This window comes from Providencia sp. wls1922, assembly GCF_009706505.1.
GTDB classification, from domain to species: domain Bacteria; phylum Pseudomonadota; class Gammaproteobacteria; order Enterobacterales; family Enterobacteriaceae; genus Providencia; species Providencia lanzhouensis.
In genome coordinates this window covers 73,325-95,787 of the sequence record NZ_WLUG01000092.1, presented here as the reverse complement: position 1 = coordinate 95,787, position 22,463 = coordinate 73,325, and the positions used below count along the sequence as shown (strand labels likewise).

At 43.0% G+C, this 22,463-nt stretch carries 20 protein-coding genes and 1 pseudogene; 14 read left to right on the top strand and 7 right to left on the bottom strand.

Annotated elements, in window-relative coordinates:
- Nucleotides 1-5 precede the first annotated feature (5 nt).
- The 5 genes from GKR71_RS11475 to GKR71_RS11455 all read left to right on the top strand — a co-directional run bounded on the left by GKR71_RS11475 (nucleotide 6) and on the right by GKR71_RS11455 (nucleotide 5,695).
- Nucleotides 6-1,349: a VasL domain-containing protein gene (locus GKR71_RS11475; protein ID WP_036952954.1), complete on the top strand. Its 1,344-nt coding sequence runs from the start codon at nucleotides 6-8 to the stop codon at nucleotides 1,347-1,349.
- A gap of 48 nt (nucleotides 1,350-1,397) precedes the next feature.
- Nucleotides 1,398-3,137 (top strand): lipase family alpha/beta hydrolase, encoded by a 1,740-nt coding sequence (locus GKR71_RS20390; RefSeq protein WP_154599433.1) that lies wholly within the window; start codon nucleotides 1,398-1,400, stop codon nucleotides 3,135-3,137.
- On the top strand, nucleotides 3,134-4,201 hold the full coding sequence (locus tag GKR71_RS11465) for a T6SS immunity protein Tli4 family protein (protein WP_154599432.1): 1,068 nt from the start codon (nucleotides 3,134-3,136) through the stop codon (nucleotides 4,199-4,201). Before GKR71_RS20390 ends, GKR71_RS11465 begins: the two co-directional genes overlap by 4 nt.
- Nucleotides 4,202-4,616: 415 nt before the next feature.
- A complete protein-coding gene (locus GKR71_RS11460) occupies nucleotides 4,617-5,294 on the top strand; it encodes a DUF1345 domain-containing protein (RefSeq protein ID WP_036952946.1) in 678 nt (225 codons plus the stop codon).
- 140 nt (nucleotides 5,295-5,434) lie between these two features.
- Nucleotides 5,435-5,695, top strand: a complete 261-nt coding sequence (locus tag GKR71_RS11455) for a DinI-like family protein (RefSeq protein ID WP_036952942.1) — start codon at nucleotides 5,435-5,437, stop codon at nucleotides 5,693-5,695.
- A gap of 170 nt (nucleotides 5,696-5,865) precedes the next feature.
- On the opposite strand, the gene GKR71_RS11450 is transcribed toward GKR71_RS11455, so the two are convergent.
- Nucleotides 5,866-6,105, bottom strand: coding sequence for a hypothetical protein (locus GKR71_RS11450; RefSeq protein WP_036952939.1), 240 nt, complete (start codon nucleotides 6,103-6,105; stop codon nucleotides 5,866-5,868).
- A 161-nt stretch (nucleotides 6,106-6,266) separates the two neighbouring features.
- Between GKR71_RS11450 and GKR71_RS11445 the strand changes: the two genes are divergently transcribed.
- The 3 genes from GKR71_RS11445 to GKR71_RS11435 all read left to right on the top strand — a co-directional run bounded on the left by GKR71_RS11445 (nucleotide 6,267) and on the right by GKR71_RS11435 (nucleotide 8,999).
- Nucleotides 6,267-6,941 carry a response regulator gene (locus GKR71_RS11445; protein ID WP_036952936.1) on the top strand — a complete coding sequence of 225 codons (675 nt, stop codon included), beginning with the start codon at nucleotides 6,267-6,269 and terminating at the stop codon, nucleotides 6,939-6,941.
- Nucleotides 6,931-8,298, top strand: a complete 1,368-nt coding sequence (locus tag GKR71_RS11440; protein ID WP_036952933.1) for a sensor histidine kinase — start codon at nucleotides 6,931-6,933, stop codon at nucleotides 8,296-8,298. The genes GKR71_RS11445 and GKR71_RS11440 overlap by 11 nt, the downstream gene beginning before the upstream one ends.
- Before the next feature lie 125 nt (nucleotides 8,299-8,423).
- The gene (locus GKR71_RS11435) at nucleotides 8,424-8,999 is read left to right on the top strand and encodes a cysteine hydrolase family protein (RefSeq protein WP_036952930.1); all 576 of its coding nucleotides are present in this window, start codon (nucleotides 8,424-8,426) and stop codon (nucleotides 8,997-8,999) included.
- A 335-nt stretch (nucleotides 9,000-9,334) separates the two neighbouring features.
- Here the strand turns inward: GKR71_RS11435 and GKR71_RS11430 are convergent, their stop codons facing one another.
- Nucleotides 9,335-9,850, bottom strand: coding sequence for an anti-virulence regulator CigR family protein (locus tag GKR71_RS11430; RefSeq protein ID WP_154634304.1), 516 nt, complete (start codon nucleotides 9,848-9,850; stop codon nucleotides 9,335-9,337).
- 175 nt (nucleotides 9,851-10,025) lie between these two features.
- On the opposite strand from GKR71_RS11430, the gene GKR71_RS11425 reads away from it, so the two are divergent.
- The 5 genes and pseudogenes from GKR71_RS11425 to GKR71_RS11405 all read left to right on the top strand — a co-directional run bounded on the left by GKR71_RS11425 (nucleotide 10,026) and on the right by GKR71_RS11405 (nucleotide 16,145).
- On the top strand, nucleotides 10,026-11,276 hold the full coding sequence (locus GKR71_RS11425; RefSeq protein ID WP_036952924.1) for a mechanosensitive ion channel family protein: 1,251 nt from the start codon (nucleotides 10,026-10,028) through the stop codon (nucleotides 11,274-11,276).
- Nucleotides 11,277-11,584: 308 nt separating this feature from the next.
- Nucleotides 11,585-14,014 (top strand): annotated as a pseudogene (locus GKR71_RS11420) (DMSO/selenate family reductase complex A subunit).
- 11 nt (nucleotides 14,015-14,025) lie between these two features.
- Nucleotides 14,026-14,643 (top strand): DMSO/selenate family reductase complex B subunit, encoded by a 618-nt coding sequence (locus tag GKR71_RS11415; protein WP_036952921.1) that lies wholly within the window; start codon nucleotides 14,026-14,028, stop codon nucleotides 14,641-14,643.
- A gap of 1 nt (nucleotide 14,644) precedes the next feature.
- Nucleotides 14,645-15,421: a dimethyl sulfoxide reductase anchor subunit family protein gene (locus GKR71_RS11410; protein WP_036952918.1), complete on the top strand. Its 777-nt coding sequence runs from the start codon at nucleotides 14,645-14,647 to the stop codon at nucleotides 15,419-15,421.
- A 124-nt stretch (nucleotides 15,422-15,545) separates the two neighbouring features.
- Complete coding sequence (locus GKR71_RS11405; protein ID WP_108477914.1) at nucleotides 15,546-16,145, top strand: TorD/DmsD family molecular chaperone; 600 nt, start codon at nucleotides 15,546-15,548, stop codon at nucleotides 16,143-16,145.
- 61 nt (nucleotides 16,146-16,206) lie between these two features.
- On the opposite strand, the gene GKR71_RS11400 is transcribed toward GKR71_RS11405, so the two are convergent.
- Nucleotides 16,207-16,749 carry a DUF924 family protein gene (locus GKR71_RS11400; RefSeq protein WP_036952909.1) on the bottom strand — a complete coding sequence of 181 codons (543 nt, stop codon included), beginning with the start codon at nucleotides 16,747-16,749 and terminating at the stop codon, nucleotides 16,207-16,209.
- Nucleotides 16,750-17,182: 433 nt separating this feature from the next.
- On the opposite strand from GKR71_RS11400, the gene GKR71_RS11395 reads away from it, so the two are divergent.
- Nucleotides 17,183-17,458 (top strand): hypothetical protein, encoded by a 276-nt coding sequence (locus GKR71_RS11395; protein WP_036952907.1) that lies wholly within the window; start codon nucleotides 17,183-17,185, stop codon nucleotides 17,456-17,458.
- A gap of 68 nt (nucleotides 17,459-17,526) precedes the next feature.
- Here the strand turns inward: GKR71_RS11395 and GKR71_RS11390 are convergent, their stop codons facing one another.
- The 4 genes from GKR71_RS11390 to GKR71_RS11375 are packed head-to-tail and all read right to left on the bottom strand — an operon-like array spanning nucleotide 17,527 to nucleotide 22,451.
- Nucleotides 17,527-19,269, bottom strand: a complete 1,743-nt coding sequence (locus GKR71_RS11390) for an acetyl/propionyl/methylcrotonyl-CoA carboxylase subunit alpha (protein ID WP_154609582.1) — start codon at nucleotides 19,267-19,269, stop codon at nucleotides 17,527-17,529.
- Complete coding sequence (locus tag GKR71_RS11385; protein ID WP_154634303.1) at nucleotides 19,256-20,860, bottom strand: urea amidolyase family protein; 1,605 nt, start codon at nucleotides 20,858-20,860, stop codon at nucleotides 19,256-19,258. Before GKR71_RS11385 ends, GKR71_RS11390 begins: the two co-directional genes overlap by 14 nt.
- Nucleotides 20,861-20,868: 8 nt before the next feature.
- A complete protein-coding gene (locus GKR71_RS11380) occupies nucleotides 20,869-21,675 on the bottom strand; it encodes a putative hydro-lyase (protein ID WP_036952901.1) in 807 nt (268 codons plus the stop codon).
- A complete protein-coding gene (locus GKR71_RS11375) occupies nucleotides 21,672-22,451 on the bottom strand; it encodes a LamB/YcsF family protein (protein ID WP_036952898.1) in 780 nt (259 codons plus the stop codon). The genes GKR71_RS11380 and GKR71_RS11375 overlap by 4 nt, the downstream gene beginning before the upstream one ends.
- Nucleotides 22,452-22,463: the final 12 nt, after the last annotated feature.

The following is a 22,463-nucleotide window of genomic DNA, read 5'->3' as shown; positions in this document are numbered from 1 at the left end:
AGACTATGAACCCAGATTTAAACACATTGCGCCTTGGTGGCGACCCGCGCACGCTGGCTGATTTTGCCGCGCTCAAAGAAGAATTAAATAAACGCTTTCACCCCGCCCGCCCAGATGTAGACTGGGCGCGCGCTCATGGGCTATGTTTGTCCTTATTCAACCAAAACGGCGCTGATTTACAAACTTGCGCATGGTTTACCCTGATCCGCCAGCATCAAAATGGCATCGCGGGATTAAACGAAGGCTTATCTTTACTTCAACATTTACTGAGCCGCCACTGGCAAGGATTATGGCCACAACAGACCCATGCCCGGGTTGAGATCCTCGCTACGCTGAGCCAACAACTCATGACAGGGTTACGCGCCCATGCACCTGTTTATGCAGACCTGCCAGCTCTGTATCATACTGAAGCGACGCTCAACCAAATTGGACAGTTGCTACAAACATTAGAGCTCAAACACCTCACTCAGCTGGAACGACTGCAAAACTTGCTCACCACTCAAGCCAAGCAGCTCGAAAATACCGATGTTCCCGACAGTGGTTTTATTCCACCAACGCCGCTGCAATTGCCAAAAACTGCGCCATCGTCATTTCATGCCCGTACCGCAGCAACGCCAATTTCCATCAAGGCCAATGCCACTATCAGCACACCAACACCGACCAAGCCTTCTTACCGCAAAGGCATTTGTGTGGGTATGGCTTTCGGTATTGTGCTCACAGGCGCGCTGTGTGCAGGAACTTTGTATGTGTTACACCCACAAATCAATAACCACGTTTTAGCGCAAGCGCTACCCCAATTACCTGACTTTACGCCGAATATTGCCTCAATTCTTGAGCAACAATTGCAGCCTAATGCCGCACAACCGAATAGTTTTTCTCCTGAAAAACTCAAGATAATCGATAACTACCTCGTGGAATTAGAGTCCGTCTCCCCAATTTGGTCTCAGCAGTATGGATTAAACATGGTGAGTTACCTCACTAAACAATATGGTGACCGGCAAGAAGTCAGCGCATTTAACGATAAATGGCAGCAAAATATGCAAATTAATGCGCTATCTAACAATAAATTACAACAGTGGTCTGAAGGGATGGCCGAGCTAAATAATCTCAGTACGCGCTTAGACAGTCTTGATGGTAAACCTCGCAGCTATATCACGGGGTCTGAATTAAAAACCATTATTTTCAATGCCCGCCAGCATTTTAATCAAAGCGTTCCGTTAGAAGAAGAATTGCGTCGTCTTGAGCAACTTCAAACCCAAGGCTCCGTCCCTGAGTCTGAATACCAACGGATTGATAACCATTTTAAACAGCTACTCAATCGCTATGCGTTGATTCAGCAAAATAAATAATTCTTCATCTCTCAATTAAGCCAGCATGCTCAATTAAAAGGACACGCAATGAGCCAAGATGAACAAAGCGAAAATATTCAGCATTGTTTTGCTGAATTTGATGACAATAAATGTGCAGTTTGGAAAGACTTACAGCGGAAGCACCAATCTGAAAATGCCAAAGCGAATTGTTATCTCCCATCAACTAAAGTGGTTCCCGTTATTTTTCTACCCGGCATTATGGGGTCTAACTTAAAACATAAAGATACGGGAGACTCTGTCTGGCGGATACGCAGTAATATGGCGTTAATGCTATGGGATGCGTTGGGTTGGGGATTGACTGGCGGAAAACGTCGTCGTGAATTGCTAGATCCTAATGCCGTTGTAACGGATTTTGGTCAAAAAGTGGGTAATGATGATAACGAATCAACCTATTTTGCCAGTTCACGTCAAAAACGAGGTTGGGGCAGCGCATTAGAGTTCTCTTACTTTGAACCCTTAGAGCAATTACAAAAAGAATTACTGGTTTGGGAGCAGTATTACAATAAAGCGAAAGATCAGGGATGCGCGACGGCAGATGAAGCTGAGGAGTATTTCTCTCAACACTCTATTTTTAAAAATATTCTAGAGAAACCACTTTCGCCAGAGGATACTAACCTGCTTTCATATGGTGAAACGGGGAAATACCGTAGCTTACTGCTTCCACTTCATGTTTTTGGTTATAACTGGTTACAAGACAACGCTCAGTCCGCACAAGATCTCGCCAAATACATTGATGAGGTTTTAAATTTATACCGTCCTAAACAGAATGGCGGGATTGGGCATGGACTCGCCTTTGAAGAAGGGCAGGAGAAAGTCATTCTTGTGACCCATTCGATGGGAGGCTTAGTATCACGTTACGCTTCCGAATTATTAGCAACACCCTGCAAAGATAAAATTCTTGGTATCGTGCATGGTGTGATGCCCGATTTAGGTTCGCCAACCGCCTATAAGATGATGAAAATCGGGGAACATGCGTTTCCGATGTCACTTGTTTTGGGGGCCAGTGCCACACGGCTTATGTCTGTTTTAGCGCAATCCCCTGCACCGTTACAACTTTTACCTTCTCCGAAATATAACCATGGTCAACCGTGGATGCGGGTTGAAAAAGGCAGTCCTGATGGGGTAACTGATTTATTGTTGCCGCAAAAAGGTGATCCATTTAAGGAAATCTATCTTCAAGATAAAGTTTGGTGGCGAATGTATGAGTCTGATATTTTGGATAAAAAAGAGGATAAAATTACTACTAACTTTATAAATTATAAAATGTTAATGATAAAACAAGTAATACCATTCATGGAAAAAATGAATTCTCATTATCATGCCAATACTTACCAATTTTACGGGGCGTATGACGATAAAAATGACACTACGCTGGCTAAAGATCCTCGCCGTTCAGATGAAACGGTGACCTGGAAATTACGGGATAAAACGTCGTGGTTATGGGTATCTGACGATAGTCGAGAGACAACGGAATATGGTGATAAACGGGAGTATACATTACTTAAATCGAGCTATGCGTGGAAAAGCCCCAATGGAAATTATGAAGGAGGTGCGGGAGATGGTACGGTGCCTAAATACGCTATCAATCTACAGGAATCGTGGCGATTTAAAGACATTTTAGAAACGAATGTTGACCATCAGAATGCCTATAAATTTGAGCCCATGAAGGGGGATGGTATTTATGGTGAGGGTAAATTATCACCAGCGATAAAATTCACCTTACGCTCCTTATGCAAAATATTGCAAACGGGTGAGGTTAAACCATGATAAGAAATAAATTTATTGCTTTTTTAAGCTTGGTCTTATTGGGGGCTTTAGTTGCGTGTTCCGTGCCCAATAAAACCTATTCCCGCTCACTTAATGAAAAGGATTCTGCTGTGATTAATACTCTGTTTGATGATGCACCGACCTACTGTTTAGGTCGCTACACCTTTAATTACCCAAAAGCGTTAACCCAAGAGCTTTCCTCGGTCATCACCATCGATGATATGACGATTGAAAGTCAATTTATGTATCCCCCTTCATTTAAACAACGTATTGAATTACGAGAAGACGAATTAAAAAAACAGCGAGTGAGTGAGGAGCGGGATGGACCCTTTTTGAAAGATATTGTGCGATTAGAAAAGGGGGTAATTTTTGATAAAAATGAAAGCTATGCTTACCCTGGATTTGCCAGAGAGCTAGAAGCTCATGTGTATATTGATAATGTAGCGTTTATTATAAAAACTAAGTTCCATGATCTGACATCAGATAAGTATGCTAAAGAAAGATCATATTTTACAGGTGATTATCCTATTACAGATAAGTCTCAAAAACTAGCAGCGATGCAATCCTTAATTTCTCGCTTACAAGGGCGACCAAAGAATGAAATTCCGACCGATAAAGGGATTTGTATTCCTTATGGCTTTATTCACGATGATGGACGTGACCACAAATTTAAATTGTCCATGCTCTTTAAAAACAATCAATTTGCATGGGCAATTGTGATAGATAATTTATTGGGAAGTGAAGATGACAGTTTGCTTGAACGCTCATCTGAAATTAAACCGATTATGCGGCAATTAGGGGCTTCTACCTTGAAAAAAGGCCCAGTGAAATACAATACGATTGCTGGTGAAGAGTGGTTAATTTCCGGTGAAGAAGACGGAGATAAAAAATACCGTTTTCAATACAATGCCAATGAGAAAAATGTCACTTATTTACAACCTTTAGTGCTTATTTTACTTCATAACTCCGGAATATTGACAGTGAAAGATTACACCGATGCGCAAATGGTTGAAATCTGGGATCGGGTTTTACAGTCATTTAAACTTCGTCCTAACGCGTATTAAGATTTAATGCAATGACAGATTATCCCCTGTCATTGCGCTTTCTATTCCTGTCATTATCATCAGACACCGCATAGTAATTGGAAAGAAGAAACGCCCCTTCCACTTCCATTTGTCCAGACACTTGGCCGCCAGAAATGACGAAAACATCCACAACTAAAAATGTGTCATCTGTTGTATAATAAAAATAGGCTTTATACTTAACTATCATGGCACTAAACATCAGCAGTAGAAAGGTCTGCGACCTTTTCACACAATTCATTTGCATATAACGGCGCTGAAAAGCACAGCAGCAAGCATAAATAGAACTGTTTCATTTCATTCCTTGAAACGCAGTGATTAGTGCATCCTTTTTACCAATGGTATACTCAATTTAATTTAGGAAAAACACCCGATTATTAAATTCAAGGAATACCCCATGCTTCGCTGTGCTGCTCGTATCACCCACCAGCTACGTCATGCATTTCATTCTCGACCGCGCTTTTTGGTCTCGCTCATTGTTGCTTTCATCACTTTCTTCGCTTTATTTCAAACACAAAGTCTGATTATTAACTTAATTATCAGTTGGAACGCATTTGCGTGGTGTTATTTGTTGTTTCTGTTCCAGAGAATTATTAGCCACAATGTGAAAGACATTCGTAAGCTGACAAAAATCGAAGACGAAAGCGCGAGCATGGTAATATTTTTCTTGATGTCAGGCTGCTGCGTCAGTTTATTAGCCTTATTTTTTGCCTTGGGCGGACACAGTGATATCCCGAAAGCCGATAAAATTTACTCTTATATTTTAACTGCCTCGACATTGATATCCTCTTGGCTGCTCTTACCTACGGGCTTTACCATGCACTATGCCCATCTCTATTACGGCAATAGTGAAAATGAAAAACCGTGGCTAATTTTCCCCGATAAAATCACCCAACCCAGCTATTCGGATTTTATGTATTTCTCATTCACCATTGCCGTCGCCTCACAAACGGCAGATGTAGAAGTAGCCTCAACCCCTATGCGTCGCGCAGTATTGCTCCAATCCGTTATTTCATTTGTCTTTAATATGGCCATTTTAGGGTTGTGTATTAATATTTCTGCCAGCTTCTTTTAAAGGTTATCGGATTAACTTGTCGAAATAAAAAGAGTTAGCCTGCTATCACAATAAAAAAATATTCAATGCAGGATATTGACAATATCCCCATATAGATCTAAAAATACTGTATATTAATACAGTCTTTAGTAGAGGCTATTATGTTACGCATCGAAGTGTTATTTGATAAGAATTCACCGCAAAAACCAAGTGGCTTGGTTTTACAAGCTTTAGAGTCTGAGATTTTACGCAAACTACAGTCACAGTACCCTGATATGGTCACTCGAGTGGGCTTTAGCTCTCAGCAGGCGATTAATATTTCAGGAACGAAGATTGCGGATGATAAATTACGCATTGAAGAGATCTTAGAAGAAATTTGGATGGATGACGGCTGGCTACCTGAAGCAAATACCGATGACTAGATGATTAGCAGAGAAATGGAAGGGTAATATCCATCTTCCATTTCTTAATTCATTATTCTTTGAAGTTAATCTGAGTCACTTTCAATCTATTTCTGCCTATCGTTTATACGCTTCTGTGTATAAAAACCGATAGCACCACAATTCACTATTCCGCCATTATCGAAAGAGTATTAATAAAGTTTCTGACGAAGATACGATTTAAACTCATTCACCGGATTACGTTTCGTTTTACTCACTTCAAGTATTCGAGCCTCTACTAAGCAAGTTTTCGCATCAGTGCATCGCTGAACTTCATTTAATTTCGTCGGATTCAACGCCAATTGTGGTTTATTGAAACTCGCCCCCATAAATACCATGGCAAAAAAAATAATCCCGATAAATAGAGGCACTTCAATATACGCTTTTTTCATGATGAATGCTCTTGTTATGGTTGTTGAGGGTATATTAATGCTTTTGCATTTTAGTACCTTAATATTTGGTTAAACCAACCTTAAGGGATGCTTAAGGGGATAAATATCCTAGTTGCTGGGTGAGCGGAGTCTGCTTATACTCCGCAACAGAGGTAATAAATATGAATATTTTATTGGTAGAAGATGATCTTCAGCTCGGCAAAGCGTTATGTCGTGGACTGGAATTAGCCGGATTTAATCCTTGCTGGGTCAGATTATTATCTGATGCTAAGCAGCAATTACAGGCACGCAATTTTGATGTCATGCTTTTAGACTTGGGATTACCTGATGGTGATGGTCAAGAGGAATTAATTGCATGGCGCCAATCTGGAGAATCAATACCGATTATTATTCTTACCGCCCGTAATAAAATGGATAATTTAGTGGCGAGCTTAGATTCTGGTGCCGATGATTTCTTAACAAAACCCTTTGAAATGCCAGAGTTGATTTCTCGCGTAAAGGCTATTAGCCGCCGTATGGCTGGGTTTTCATCTGAAATTTGGCAATTAGATAATCTGCAATTAAATCCATTAAACCATCAAGTCACCTTGGATGGTCAATTATTATTACTCTCCGGTAAAGAATATCTGTTGCTATACGAGTTAATTAAAAATGCCGACAATGTCGTGCGAAAAACAGATTTAGAGCAACGTTTATTTGGCTTGGATGATGTGGAAAGTAACTCCCTTGAAGTCCACATTCATAATTTACGCCGCAAAATTGGTAAAGACAGAATTATTACTATCCGTGGCATCGGTTATTTACTAAAAAAAGAAGCGCAATCTGGTGAAGATTAAATCCTTTCTTGTCTACACATTTGGTATTCAGATTGGCGCAGTCATCTTTTTATGGCTGCTGCTAGTCGGTTGGTTACAATTTTTTTATCTACCTGATTTGGTCGATGATGATGAATTTAACCAACAACAGCAAATCGTCACACAAGGGATTGCGCGTACATTAGGTACAGTATCAGATACCCCAGAATATTTTGATAAGCTCGCGGTTATTCTGCAAAAAATGTATACCGATGCCATGGAAAACGGCATTGAAACTAGCTATAAACCGTATATGGTTGTGCGGGATAATCTGGGACATGTGCTATATCGCAATAGTGAAAAGATTTCAGACCCATCACTAAAATCAGTCGATATGCTAACTGCCCAACATAAAGATTGGCATTTCACTTCTGCATGGGATGATGATCATACCCTCGAAGTTGTGATTGCAGAATCGTATCTTGAGCGACGAAAGTTAATTGGTAATCCAGCCGAAGGCACTGCCATTCCTCTCGCCTTTATTTTGGGCATAATGTTAATCGCTATTCTGATCACTGCCTATTTTAGTATTCGCCCCATTAAACAAGTCGCTAAAATTATTTCATCGCGTCAACCGGGAAATTTAACGCCGATTGATACCAAAGATATGTATAAAGAAACTCGCCCTATTATTTCCGCGATTAACCAATTAATGGCACGAGTCGATGCCGCGAATTTACGCGAAAAACGTTTTATGGCAGATGCGGCTCATGAATTGCGGACTCCGATTGCAGCGGTAACAGCACAATTGCATGTGTTAATGCATATCGATAATCCAAAAGAAAAAGCCGAGATTATTAATGATATGAAAGAGACATTAACGCGCGCCGCCTCTTTATCTCATCAATTAATTGATCTCGCACGTTTGGAAGCGGAAGATTTTGCCATTCGTAAAGAGCAAATTGATTTACCTATGTTAATCAGTAATCTCATTTCATCCCATATTCCTTATGCTCTCAATAAACATATTGATGTGGAATTATCCAGTCCAGATTCTTTTTATGTCGAAACTGATAAGCTGGCGCTGAGTAATGTGTTCACTAATTTAATCGAAAATGCGATTAAATATTCTCCTGAAAAAGCCAAAATAAAAGTGACACTGGTCGATCTCACCCCTTTTGGTGCCACCATTACGGTTCAAGATAATGGACGCGGTATTCCGGAAGAGAGCCGAGCACATCTATTTTCTCGCTTTTACCGTGTGCCCGGAACATTAGAAACAGGAAGCGGTTTAGGATTATCTATTGCCCATAATCTGGCATCGAAAATAGGTGCAACATTAAAAGTCACTGATGGATTAGAGAATAAAGGTATTGGATTTATTATTGATTTGCCTTAATTAAGGCGGCAGTCGAGAATAATACCATTATTTAAAATAATGTTATTCAGTTAACATCCCTAGTGCATAATAAACATTACAATCCCCTTTTACGTTAAATTACTTAGCCATAAAAAGGGGCAATAATGTCACAGGCGCTAATCATCATTGATCTTATTAACGATATTGTGGGTAAAAACGGTTTATCCAATAGCAGTTATTCCCAAGTCAATTCCCGCAATATTATTGAAAAGGCGAATCAAGCCGCTAATTACGCAAGAAGTCAGCGTATTCCTGTTATTTGGGTCAAAGTTGGCTTTAGCGATAATTATCAAGATATCCCCGCTGGCTCCCCACTTTTTTCACAAGCTAAACAGAGAGGCGCATTAAAATTAAGTGGCTACGGCTGCCATTGGGTGGAAGATTTGGTCGTTCATATGCAAGACAGAGTGATCATTAAGAAAGGCGTTTCTGCATTTGCAGGCAATAAACTCCACCAATGGCTTAACGATAATAATATTACTCAGCTCTATTTCGGTGGAGTCAGTTCGGTGATGGCAATCCAAAGTAGCGTAAGACAAGCCCATGATTTAGGTTATTTTTGCCATGTCCTCGAAGATGTGTGTGCCGCTGCAACCATTGAACTACACGAACAAAGCATGCAGGCACTGGCAGGTCTAGCCACTATTTCATCCAGCAAAACCTTTATGCAAAGTAATTAGCCGGCATGATGAGTAAGCTGTAAACAATAATTTACAAGGTTCGACCTAAAAATTAGTTTAATATTTAAAATATCTTTTGGCTGATTATTGACTTTGATCAATAAAAAACTAGAATGCTCCTACGTGATCAAGATCACACATTAACATTCGGAGCGAACATGAAAAGCATCAAAGAATTTTTCGTTAACCTGCAAGAAGTTGTTGAATTACTGTCCAAGCGTTTTATGTAATTTGCTTTAAACTTTAGTTAGTTAAACCATAGTCAATCAAACCTTTCATTTACCTCATTCAAGTATTTGCAAATTTTTGCTAACGGCCTTTTTAAGGCCGTTTTTTTATTCAAATACGTTCTCAATAATTTCAGCAACCACTGCCGTGCCAATCGCTACCAAAATAAGATCTTTACCACTCATTTTCCATTCATAGCCCGCATAAACAGGCAACTGATGGATAAACTTTGATGGTAGAACCTTTTTAGCTATCCCCGGAGGTAACGGTTTTCCTCTTCTGACTTGCTTTGCAATTCCTGGTGGTAGCCCTTTGTAGCCCGTAAGACCATACTCAATGGCTAAAGGTCGAACATTCCCAAAATTCACGCTAAAACTAATATTAGGTGAAATACGCAACGTTCCTTGAATGCCTGAATTATCACCGTTCCATTGCTTCGCTTTATAATGGTCATCATCTTTATTTTTATGGCCGTTGTTGCCTTTAAATTCTTTATTATTATGTTTGTTACCGTTTCCATGCCCGTTGTTACCACTTGGGTCGGAAAACGCAAGTGGTGATGTCCCCATGAATGCTAAAAGAACAATCAGTGGTAGACAGCTATTTTTCGTAGGCTTTTTCATCAGTATTTCCTCATAAACATGATCGTTTGAGAGTATTCCTCAAAGTATAGAGCATCAATCAGAATAACCGCCATTTTCCGTAATCTTATGTAAATATTCGGTATATTTCACAAACTTAAGTCCTATTTGCTTATACTGGGTCGTCATTTATGGATAACGCAATAAAGGAGAATTTATGCAGCAGCAACTGCTCGACTGGGCTCGCCAGTTTAATCAAGACTATGCCACCCTCGCCTCTCTCTTAATGGTTCTTGGGCTGATACTGATTGTCGCCCTGATTTTGCATCTTTTTCTGCACAAAATTTTGCTTCCCACGATTGAAAAAAGAGGATTAAAAGCGGGTTCCGGTTGGCAACATCAACTCACCCAATATAATCTGTTCAATCGAATTGCCTTTATTATTCAAGGTATTGTTGTCAACATTCAGTCCACCTTATGGCTATCTTCGGGCTCAACGACACAAATGGTATTGAATGTCGCTTCCCAAGCATGGTGCTTGCTGTTTGGCTTACTGACGATTTATTCCATTTTGGATATCACGCTGGGCGTATTACAACGTGCGGCAAAAACAGCTCATCTCCCGCTACGTGGAATTTTTCAAAGCATTAAGCTTATCGCCACCGTTTTGATTTCGATTATGATCATCGCGCTACTGATTGGTAAATCTCCGTTGATTATCCTCAGTGGTTTAGGGGCGATGACCGCCGTCATGATGTTGGTGTTTAAAGATCCAATTATGGGCTTAGTCGCTGGTATTCAGCTCTCTGCAAATAACATGGTCAACATTGGTGATTGGCTGGAAATGCCTAAATACGGTGCTGATGGTGCGGTAATTGATATTGGATTGACCACAGTTAAGGTTCGAAATTGGGATAATACCGTCACCACTATTCCAACTTATGCACTGATTTCCGATTCATTTAAAAACTGGAAAGGCATGACTGAATCAGGCGGGCGCCGTATCAAGCGCAGCCTACGTATCGATGCCAATAGTATTCATTTTTTGAAACCTGAAGAAGTTAGCAACTTTGAAAAAGCCAACTTATTAGAGCCTTACATCGGGAAAAAAGTCTCTGAGATCCAGGTCTACAACTCTGCTTTACCAGAGGATAAAGCGACGCCACTCAACCAGCGACGCCTCACTAATATCGGGACATTTCGCGCCTATATTGAAGCGTATCTACGCGCTCACCCGCAGATCCATAAAAATATGACCATCATGGTTCGCCAATTAGAGTCAGACTCAAACGGTATCCCAATTGAGATTTACGCGTTTACCAACACGACAGTGTGGTTAGAATACGAACGCATCCAATCGGATATTTTTGACCATATTTTTTCCATTCTGCCGCAGTTCAATTTATCTGTGCATCAATCACCTACCGGTAATGATGTTCGATTCTTAGGTCATTCAACAAATAAATAACTCATCATAGGTAACTTATAAATACTACTTAATGATTAGCAAACATGGCCAGCCTACCTAGAGGGGGAAACCCCTCTTATACTCACAGATCCCACCCTACCATTATATAATTCTCAATATAACGATTGATAATAAAAACAGAACAAAAATGGCATCTATGACAAGAAAACTCCTTATAAATTAAATAAATAAAAATATTTCCCTTGGTTTTTTCAAGGATATTGTTGATGCATATCATGTTAGTGAGTGGGTATTTTTTCTAACATATTGAACATACCTAATACGTTATTTACATATAGGCAATGTCAATGCATAAAAATAAAACAAATACTCATTTTGCAGAACTGAGCAGGAGGGAGTTTCTTCAGACCTCCGCAACCGTAGCGGGTGCAGCCGCCGTTGCAGGCTCAATCACTCTGCCTTTTGCTGCTCAAGCAAAAACACCAACCATCATGCCTGACGAAGTCAGTGAGAAAATCAGCTACAGCGCTTGTTTAGTTAACTGCGGTAGTCGCTGCCCTCTAAAAGTTCATGTGAAAGATGGCGTTATCAGCCGTATTTCCAATGAAACCATGTATGACGATTCAACACTGGGAGAACATCAGATTCGCCCTTGTCTGCGTGGTCGTTCAGTTCGCTGGAAAACCTATAATCCAGACCGTTTAAAATACCCAATGGTGCGTGTGGGTAAACGTGGTGAAGGTAAGTTCAAAAAAATTAGCTGGGATGAAGCTACCACTATCATTGCGGAAAAACTGAAATACACCATCGATAAATACGGCAACGATGCCATTTATTACCAATAAGGTTCTGGTTCAACGGGTGCCAACTTGCACGGTCGTGCGGCCTGTAAACGTCTTTTAAGTTTAACGGGTGGATTTTTAGGTGACTACGGAACTTATTCCTACGCACAGCTAATGGAGATCACGCCATATGTTTACGGCAGTGTGGAAGAATCTTATTTAACGGAAATCCAAAACTCCGATCTCGTGGTGATGTTCGGTCATAACTTGGCTGAAACCCGTATGTCCGGTGGTGGTCAGTTCTATGAAACACTCAATGCCCTCGATAAGAGCAAAGCAAAAGTCATCATTATCGACCCACGCCGTACCGATAGCGTCACAACATTAGGCGCAGAATGGATCCCTATTTATCCAGGTACTGACGCCGCATTAGTGGCAGCCCTGGGTTATGTGATGATCCAAGAAGGCTTAACCGACGAAGAATTCCTGAAAAATTACTGTGTAGGCTGGGATGAATCAACCCTGCCAGCTTCAGCACCACGTAATGCCTCTTACAAAGATTACATCTTAGGCAATGGTCCTGATGGGATTGCAAAAACCCCTGAGTGGGCGAGCAAATTAACGGGTATTTCGGTTTCACGAATCATTCAGTTAGCCCGTGAAATTGGTAACGCTCAACGTGCTTGGATCTCACAAGGCTGGGGCTTACAACGTACTGAAAATGGTGAGCAAGCCTGTCGCTCTATCATGATGCTGCCTATTATGTCTGGCAATATCGGTCGTTCTGGGACTAACACCGGTTTATGGGGTAACAGTTTCGCCTATCCAGTGGCTGGATTTGGCTTGCCAAACCCTGTGAAAGCGTTGATCCCTACTTATATGTGGTCAGAAGCGATTGTGCGCGGTAAAGAATTAACCGCAGAAAATGGCGGGATCAAAGGCGTTGATAAGCTGAATAATGACATCAAATTTATGTGGTGTTATTCCAGTAACGTCATCGGAAACCAGCATGGTGACTTGAATAAGACCCATGAAATTCTGTCTGATGAATCAAAATGTGAGTTTATCCTTGTTTGGGATAACCACGATACCCCATCGGCAAAATATGCGGACTTACTACTGCCAGATGTGACCACCGTCGAAACAAACGACCTGATCAATAACTCCTATGCAAGTGGGGCTTATCACTACCTAGTTCGTCTACAAAACGCCATTGAACCACTGTGGGAAAACCATCCAAACTACGATGTATTAGTCGAAATCGCAGAGAAAATGGGCGTAAAAGATCAATTCACTGAAGGTCGTACCTACGCAGAATGGATTGAGTTTTGCTACAACAAAACCCGTGAAAAAATGCCTCATTTGCCCGAATTTAGTGAAACTGATGGCGCGGGGATCATCGACCGTAAGTTCCTTAATAGTGCTGAAAACGTGGCACTGAAAAGCTTCCGTGATGACCCAGTGAATAATCCACTGAAAACACCATCGGGCAAAATTGAAATTTACTCCGAAAAACTGGCTGAACGCGTGAAAAACTGGGAACTTCCAGAAGGTCAGCGTATTCCAGCTATTCCTGAATATTGTGTGAATAGAGAAGGTGTTGAAGCGCAATCTGCACAGAAAAAACACTCTTTATTAATGACAGGCTTCCACGATAAGGGTCATGTTCACTCAACCTATTACAACGTGGCTATGCTGCGTGAGGCTATTCCTCATCAATTCTGGTTAAACCCAATTGATGCACAAGAACGTGGCTTGAAGAACGGCGATTTAGCTGAAATCTTCAATGATCGCGGGCGTATTCAGATTAAAGTCAAAGTGACTGAGCGTGTCTTACCGGGTGTGATTGCGGTTCCTCAAGGTGCATGGCGCACATTGAATACCGAAGGTTTAGATGTTGGTGGTTGTATCAACACCCTAACCTCCCATGTCCCTTCTCCACTGGCGAAAGGCACACCACAACATACTAACCTTGTTGAAGTCAAACGCGCTTAAGGAGTTAATTGATGAAACAGTATGGCTTTTATTTTGACTCCACAAAATGCACTGGCTGTAAAACCTGTCAGGTAAGTTGTAAGGACGAAAAAGATTTAGATTTAGGTCCTAAATTCCGCCGTGTGTATGAATTCGGTGGCGGTAGCTGGCAGAAACAAGACGGTATTTGGCAACAAAACGTCTATAGCTACTACCTGTCTATTTCGTGTAACCACTGCTCGAATCCAACTTGTGTAGAAGGTTGCCCAACTGGTGCAATGCACAAACGCAGTGAAGATGGCTTAGTGGTTGTTGACCAGTCTATCTGCGTAGGCTGTCGTTACTGTGAACTGCGCTGCCCATACGGTGCGCCACAGTTTGACGAAAAGAAAAAACTGATGAGCAAATGCGATGGCTGTTATGAACGTGTCGCAAAAGGAATGAAGCCGGTTTGTGTAGAGTCTTGCCCGCAGCGCGCTTTAGATTTCGATGACATTACCGTTTTACGTGAGTTACACGGTACGGAGTGCGGCATTGCACCGATGCCAGATCCAAGCCTGACTAACCCGAATATCGTCATCAAGCCACACAAAGATGCTAAGCCATCAGGTGATAAAAGTGGCGAATTGAAAAACCCTGCGGAGGTCTAATATGCATGAGTTACCACTGGTTTTCTTTACTGTCTTAGGGCAATCCGCGGCGGGTTTATTTCTGTTAGCTTATATTGCAAAAAAAATGGGCTCAATTGACGATAAACAGCTGAAAACAGCCAATATTGTCGGGTTTATCATTGTGATGATTGGCTTAGGTATTGGCGCACTGCACGTCGGTCAACCACTGCGTTTCTTCAATATGTTGTTGGGCGTGGGTCGCTCACCAATGAGTAATGAAGCGTTCTTAAGTGGCGTATTTGTGGGTTGTGCTGCCGCTACGCTGTTTTTCACCCACTTTGTTAAACAAGCGGCTCTGCGTGAACTGTCTAACATTGCGGCGGTGATTTCAGGATTAGCGTTCGTTTGGTCAATCCCGCAAGTGTATAACATTGCAACCATTGCTAACTGGGATACCCAATTCACTACGCTGCAAATGTGGACAACCCTGTTTGTGGGTGGTGGCGCACTTGCAATGGCAATCGGCGCTCGTGGTTTAGGATTAACGGCGTTTTTAGTCGGTACCTTTGCGATTTTTGCCAGCCGTGCCAGCTACCAAGCATTTTTAAGCGAAACTGCACCCGCATTAAGCGCAGAGCAGACTGGTTTTTGGGGCTTCCAAGTGATTGTATTAGCGATTGCCTTAGCGGCATTCGTTGGGTTCGCTATCAAGCAACGTTCACCAAAAATCCCTTTACTGGCCTGTGCAGCAGCCGTATTACTTGCTGAATTGTCTGGCCGTATTGCCTTTTATAACCTGTGGCAAATCACCATGTAAGGTGCTATAACCACAGATTATGGTTAGCAGTATAAAATAAATAATAATATAAGAGCCTGAATTCAGGCTCTTTCTTTTAAGTTAATTGAAGCTTTAAATTAATTGCAGCTTTATAGGTAATATCATGCAAACTCTCGATACCACTCTTTTTCGTATTTTAGGGGGAATGTTTTACTACTCTCCTGAAACCCCCACATTTCAAACGTTACAACCTGTACTGCGTGAAATCCCATCCCTGTATGATTGGCAAGAACCTGCTCAGCTGATTGCCGATTGTGAGGCATTAAGTGATTACCCAGCAGATACGCTTACCTATGATTTTTCAATTCTTTTTGAAGGTCAAGGTGCAATGCCAGCACCACCGTGGGGCTCGGTGTATCTGTCTCACGACAACACCGTTATGGGGGATTCCACCAGCGCCTATCGCCAGTTTTTGATGTCCCATGGATTGGTTACCGATACAGGATTACGAGAGCCGGAAGACCAATTTGGTTTAATGTTAATGGCCATTTCAGCACTGGCAGAGCAAGGTCAAGACGATGCCATTGTGGAATTACTTGAGCAGCATTTATTACCTTGGGCGGAACGTTACTTAACGTTGGTTCAGCAAACGTCAACTGAACATGGGTTTTACCCTACCCTTGCAAAAATCACTCAGACCTATTTGGCTAGTGTGCAAAAACAGCTCGGTTTACAGCCTGCAACGGCTGAGCTTTTCCGTTAATAAACCTTGAAAGAAAATGAGTTTGCTAGTGCGTAAGCAAACTCATTTTTATGTAGACGAATTAGAATGACGAGTTAGGTTGCTGTAGAAAAGCAATTTCTTCTCGAGTTGATGGCCGACCGAGAATCTCATTGCGATGCGGGTAGCGCCCAAACTTATCGATAATAGCCTTATGGCGCATTTCATAATCCAGCGTACTATCATCCCCCAACATTCGGAATAGCTCCACCGCTTGCAGGTGGATAAAGCTCGATTCTGAATGCATAAACGGCATTAACATAAATTTTCGCTGAGATAGCGTAAGTAGATGATAATCCGGCTGTTTAATGGCTTCTTGTGCCAGTGCTAGCGCCATCGCATCTTGCGCGAACGCTCTTGGTGTATCTCGCCATAAATTACGGGAAAACTGGTCAAGAATAATAATTTCCGCTAAACGGCCGCGAATAGAGGCTCGCCAATAAGCCAGCTCCCCTTTTGCCGCCTGTTCACTGAGCGCAGTAAAACGTTTTGCGATGGTTAAATCGAATTTCTCGCTTTTTTCAAACCACTGTTTTGGGGTCGATTCTTCAAACCAAAATGAAAGCACTTCTTCCATGGCATTCATAAGTTACCTATTTATATTATTATTGCGATTATTATTACGATATCGGGTTCATCGTAGATAAAAATAGTTCAAATTGACAGGATGGAGATCTAAAAACACAAATTTGCAGATAAAAATTTTGTTATTTGCGAGCTAGCCCTAAAATAATCGCGATAGCACTCTGTAACTCCCTACTGTTTTTTATTGCATCAAGATAAGTATTCTTTTTTTGATAATGATAAATGCTCGATCACACATTATTATTTGCTGTTTAATGTGAATTTAAATTTATCTATCGTATGAATACATACATTTATTTAATCCAATGTTAGAATTTGACTTATATTTTATAGACAAAGCATTTTATAGACAAAGAACACGCCCCCATATATTAAGCGTGTTAATTTGACATCTTGGGTGTACTTCATTAGCGGTGAGTGGGAAGGCAAGATAAATGGCAGGACATATGGTACTTATCGGTTGGGCTTTGTGGGTCAGTCCTTGTGGCACTGATTCATGCGATGCATTACCCGTGACCGAAACCATTTTTACCCAAGAACAGTGCATGAGCCGAAAATCCTATTTAGAGGCAAAACGCCCTAATTTGTTTTTCTTATGTGGTGAGGTTTATCGTGATAGCGATGAAATCGCCAAAGAGGAAAAAAGTGTCGTGCCCGCACCTAATCCACCATTACCTGTACGCAACTTACCGGAACGCAAATCACGTTGAGTTACGATCAAATAGGTAAGGCGGTGGCGATTCGCCACCCCTTATTAACGATTAATCGCCATTAGCGATTAGATAATCTCCGCAATTTTATTATCTGCATTGATAAAATCCCCTTGTTTAGCCGTATATTTCAGTTCCCCTGAACGGTGGGCGATGACTTGAACTTCCATTTTCATTGCCTCCATCACGCCAATAATGTCTCCTTCTGTTACCTTATTTCCTTGAGGAACTAGCCAATTGAATAGCACGCCAGAAATGGGGGCGTTCACGCTGTTAGGGTTGTTTTCAACGCTTTGAGGTGCAGAAGTTGCTGTCGTTGGGTTCACCGCCATTCCAGCAAACAATTGCGCGGGCAACCCCAGTTCGCAACGTTTCCCATCAATTTCAATAAATGACCGTGTTAACGCTTGTTCGGCTTGTGGTAATTGGCGTTTCGCAGGGGGAATTTCAACACTAAATTCCGTTTCAATCCAACGGGTATGCACCTTAAAGTTTTCACAAAAATCCGCTTGCTCCATCACCGCACGATGAAAAGGCAATACGGACGCGATCCCTTCAATCTTAAATTCAGCTAATGCGCGACGAGCACGTACAATCGCTTGTTCACGGGTTTGACCGACCACAATCAATTTTGCCATTAGCGAGTCAAAGGTACCGGGAATAGTTTTGCCTGTTTCAACTCCACTATCAACACGGACGCCTGGGCCTGATGGTGCATCAAAACGTAAGATGGTTCCCGGAGTTGGTAAGAAGCCATTCCCTGCATCTTCCGCATTGATACGAAATTCAAAAGCGTGACCACGAGGTTTAGGCGTTTCTTGAATACTCAGCGGCAAACCTTCAGCAATACGTAGCTGCTCAACCACTAAGTCAATTCCTGCCGTTTCTTCTGTGACTGGGTGCTCAACCTGCAAACGAGTGTTCACTTCTAAGAAGGATAAAGTGCCTTCTTGGCTTAATAAGAACTCAACCGTTCCCGCGCCCACATAGCCGGCTTTACGGCAAATATCTGTGGAAGCGCGAATGATTTGTTGCTCCAGTTCAGGGGCTAAAAACGGGGCTGGAGACTCTTCCACTAACTTTTGGTTTCGGCGTTGCAACGAACAATCTCGCGTTCCCACGACAACAACGTTACCGTGGGTATCAGCGATGACTTGCGCTTCAATATGGCGAGGGTTATGCAAAAATTGCTCAATAAAACATTCCCCGCGACCGAATGCCGCTGTCGCCTCACGCACCGCAGAGTGGTATAACTCTTCCACTTCGTGCATCTGCCATGCCACCTTTAAACCGCGACCACCGCCGCCAAATGCAGCTTTAATTGCGATTGGTAGCCCATGTTGATGGGCAAACTGCACCACTTCCTGCGCGGTTTCAACGGGATCTTTGGTTCCCACGACAAGCGGCGCACCCACTTGTAAGGCGATATGTCGGGCTTGAACTTTATCCCCTAAAATATCAATACTCTCTGGGCTTGGACCAACCCAAATCAAGCCAGCTTGTTGTACTGCTCGCGCGAATTCAGCACGTTCAGAAAGAAAACCGTAGCCCGGATGCACCATGGTTGCACCGGATTTTTTTGCTACCTCAATCAGTTTCTCAATGTTTAAGTAGCTCTGTACTGGGGTGTTGCCACCTAACCCATAAGCTTCGTCCGCCATGTTGACATGCAATGCGTCAATATCGCTATCGGCATACACCGCCACAGACGCAAAACCATAATCGCGGCAAGCTCGAATAATACGTACGGCGATCTCACCACGGTTGGCAATCAATACCTTATGCTGTGCATTTTTATTATTGGTATTCATAAGCTTCATGACTCCCTTCAAGTTGATAAAATTCACGTAATGGATTAAAGCGGATTTTGCCATTCACGGGGATTTGCCCTGCAAGATCCAAATGATAGTCACACACCGCACCTATCACCGGATATCCTCCCGTCAATGGGTGGTCATTTAAAAATAAGACCGGCTGCCCATTAGCTGGGACTTGGATGGCGCCAATACAGGTGCCTTCGCTTGGTAATTCTTGTAACAGTTCACGACTTAGCGGCACTTCACCCGCAAGGCGTAACCCAATACGGTTTGAGGCGGCAGTCACTTGCCAAACTTGCTGACGCAGTAATTCGGCGGCTTGTTCAGTAAACCAATCTGTTCTGGGTCCCATTACTACATCCAATACCACCACATCATCTGCTGTCGGGTAGTCAAAGGCTGGGGATTCTGTGAGCGAAATGGCGCGATGATTCATTTTTTGATGAATCGATAAAGATTGTCCAACCATCAAGGGTGCGGGTCCTACTTGGGCTAAGGTATCGAATGAGCAGCTTTCAAGAACTGGCGCCACAGAAAAGCCCCCGCGTACGGCAAAATAACTACGTACACCGTTGATTGGGCGTCCTAATTGAATGACATCCCCTTTCGCGAGGTGAATCGGTTGGTAGGTTGCTGAGGTAAATATTTGCCCGTCTTCTGTCGTGATGGTGACAGGGCACTGGGCACCTGTAATACCAACCAAAAGGTCTCGATTAGCACGGACTTTTAAGCCACCTTGTGTGACTTCCAGTACAGTGGATTGGGTACAATTACCGACCAAACGATTTGCACTGTATAGCGCCGATTTATCCATCGCTCCTGATTCGGAGATCCCTAATGCTGACTGCCCAATACGCCCTCTATCCTGAAATAAGGTTTGTAGCCCGGTCGCCAACACGGTGAGATCGTACGTTTGGTTCTCATCGATAGATTTAATGTCAGTTTGACTCGGTAAACTATAGCTCACGGAACTCTTGCTTTGGTCAACAAATTGTACCCGATAACCCGCTTGTAAAAGTGCCGGTTCTGGTCGATTAATATCCCACACGGCTAAATCAGTCTGACCTATCAGTTGCCAACCACCGGGGCTGGCTTGTGGATACACACTGCTAAATTCTCCCGCCAATGCCACTGAACCAGCGGGAATTCGCACACGAGGGGATTGGCGGCGCGGTACCTGTAATTGCGCTTGCTTCGATACCATATAACCAAATCCAGGCGCGAAACCGCTAAATGCCACCAGATATTCATTTTCCGTATGGCGACGGATCACCTCTTCGATAGTGACCCCTAAATACTCCGCCACTTCCGGTAAGTCTTCCCCGGTATAGTGCACGGGAATAGTGACTAATTTTCCCGTTTTAGCTTCGCCGCCTTCAATGTTGCGCAGAGAAATTTGCTGCACAATCGCATTAATATGCTCAATTGCTGGGTTATAACGCACTAATACCGTTCGTGCCGCTGGGGTTATCTCTTTAATGCCGTTAATTGGGCGATGCGTTAATGAGTCTGTCAGTGCCATCGTCTGTTCGAGACTCGGCAGTTCAACCATAAACGCGCTTAAATTGACAGGTAAGAAACGCATAAGTCCCCCTATACGTGATAAGCGGCGTCAGGAACATCCGTGATAAACATATATCCCGGAGCATGACTCAACGCAAAAGGAACACCTGATTTCATCACCGCCGCTTGAGGCGTCACACCACAAGCCCAAAATACAGGAATTTCACCTTGTTCAATGCGGACTGCATCCCCAAAATCAGGGCGCATAATATCTTGGATCCCCAGTAATTCAGGTGCGCCAATATGTACGGGAGAGCCATGTACCGCGGGAAAACGCCCCGATATCATGACGGCATCGGCAACACGATCGGCAGGGATTGGGCGCATGGATACCACAAGCTCGCCCTCTAGACGCCCCGCAGGACGACACAGTCGGTTTGTTTTATACATCGGCACGTTGGAACCATCAGTAATGTGGCGAACATCAATACCCGCCTCTATCATCGGTGTTTCAAAGGTAAAACTGCAACCAATCAAGAAAGTGACTAAATCAGGATGTTGCTGATAAATAGCCGTCGCATCCGTAATTTCATCCACCAGCTTGCCCTGTTCCCAAACGCGATAACGAGGAATATCAGTACGCAGATCGGCGCCTTCGGCTAACACAGTTTGCCAACTCCCTGATTCGCACACATCCAAGACAGGGCAACTTTTGGGATTACGTTGAGCATAAAGTAGGAAATCAAACGCCCAATCTCTCGGCAACGCAATCATATTGGCTTGAGTCATTCCCGGCGCCATACCTGCTGTGGGTTTATCATAGCCATGGCGAATCGCTTCTCTCGCTGATTTCGCTGCTTGAATAGCCTCTTTTGAGGCTTTCATTAATGCATTCATGCTTGACCTCCCTTTCCTGCAAATGCACGGATACCGATCCCCTGCAGCTCAAAGAGTTCACGCACTTTTTTCGCCATCTCTAACGCACCGGGGCTATCTCCATGTACACAAATAGAGCCCGCTTCAATAGGAGTGAATTTCCCATCAATAGCGACTACGCCACCTTCATTCACTAACTGCAACATGCGCTTAGCCACTAACTCTGGATCATGCAGAACGGAACCTGCTAACTTGCGAGAAACCAGCGTACCATCGCTGTTGTAAGCTCTATCAGCAAAAGCTTCTGCGACCACCTTCAATCCGCTCTCTTTTGCCCAACCAATCAATGGGGATCCCGCTAATGCCACCAGCGTTAACTGGTTATCAATCTTCAAGATCCCATCAATGACAGCCATTGCTTGGCGTTTGTCATGGGCGATGGTGTTATATAACGCGCCGTGTGGTTTAACATATTCCACGTGGGTGCCAGCCGCCGTTGCAAGCCCCTTTAATGCGCCAATTTGATAAATCACGTCTGCGGTTAATTCGTTAGACGCAATGTCCATATTTCGACGACCAAATCCGACTAAGTCTGGATATCCCACATGCGCTCCTACCGTCACACCCTGCTTTTGCGCGGCAATGAGCGTTTGGAGGATCCCATCGGGAGAGCCTGCATGAAATCCACAGGCAATGTTGGCGCTACTGACAATGCTCAACATCGCCTCATCATTGCCCATTTTCCATTGACCAAAACTTTCACCAAGGTCGCTATTTAGGTCGATTTGCTTATTCATTATTGTTCCTCA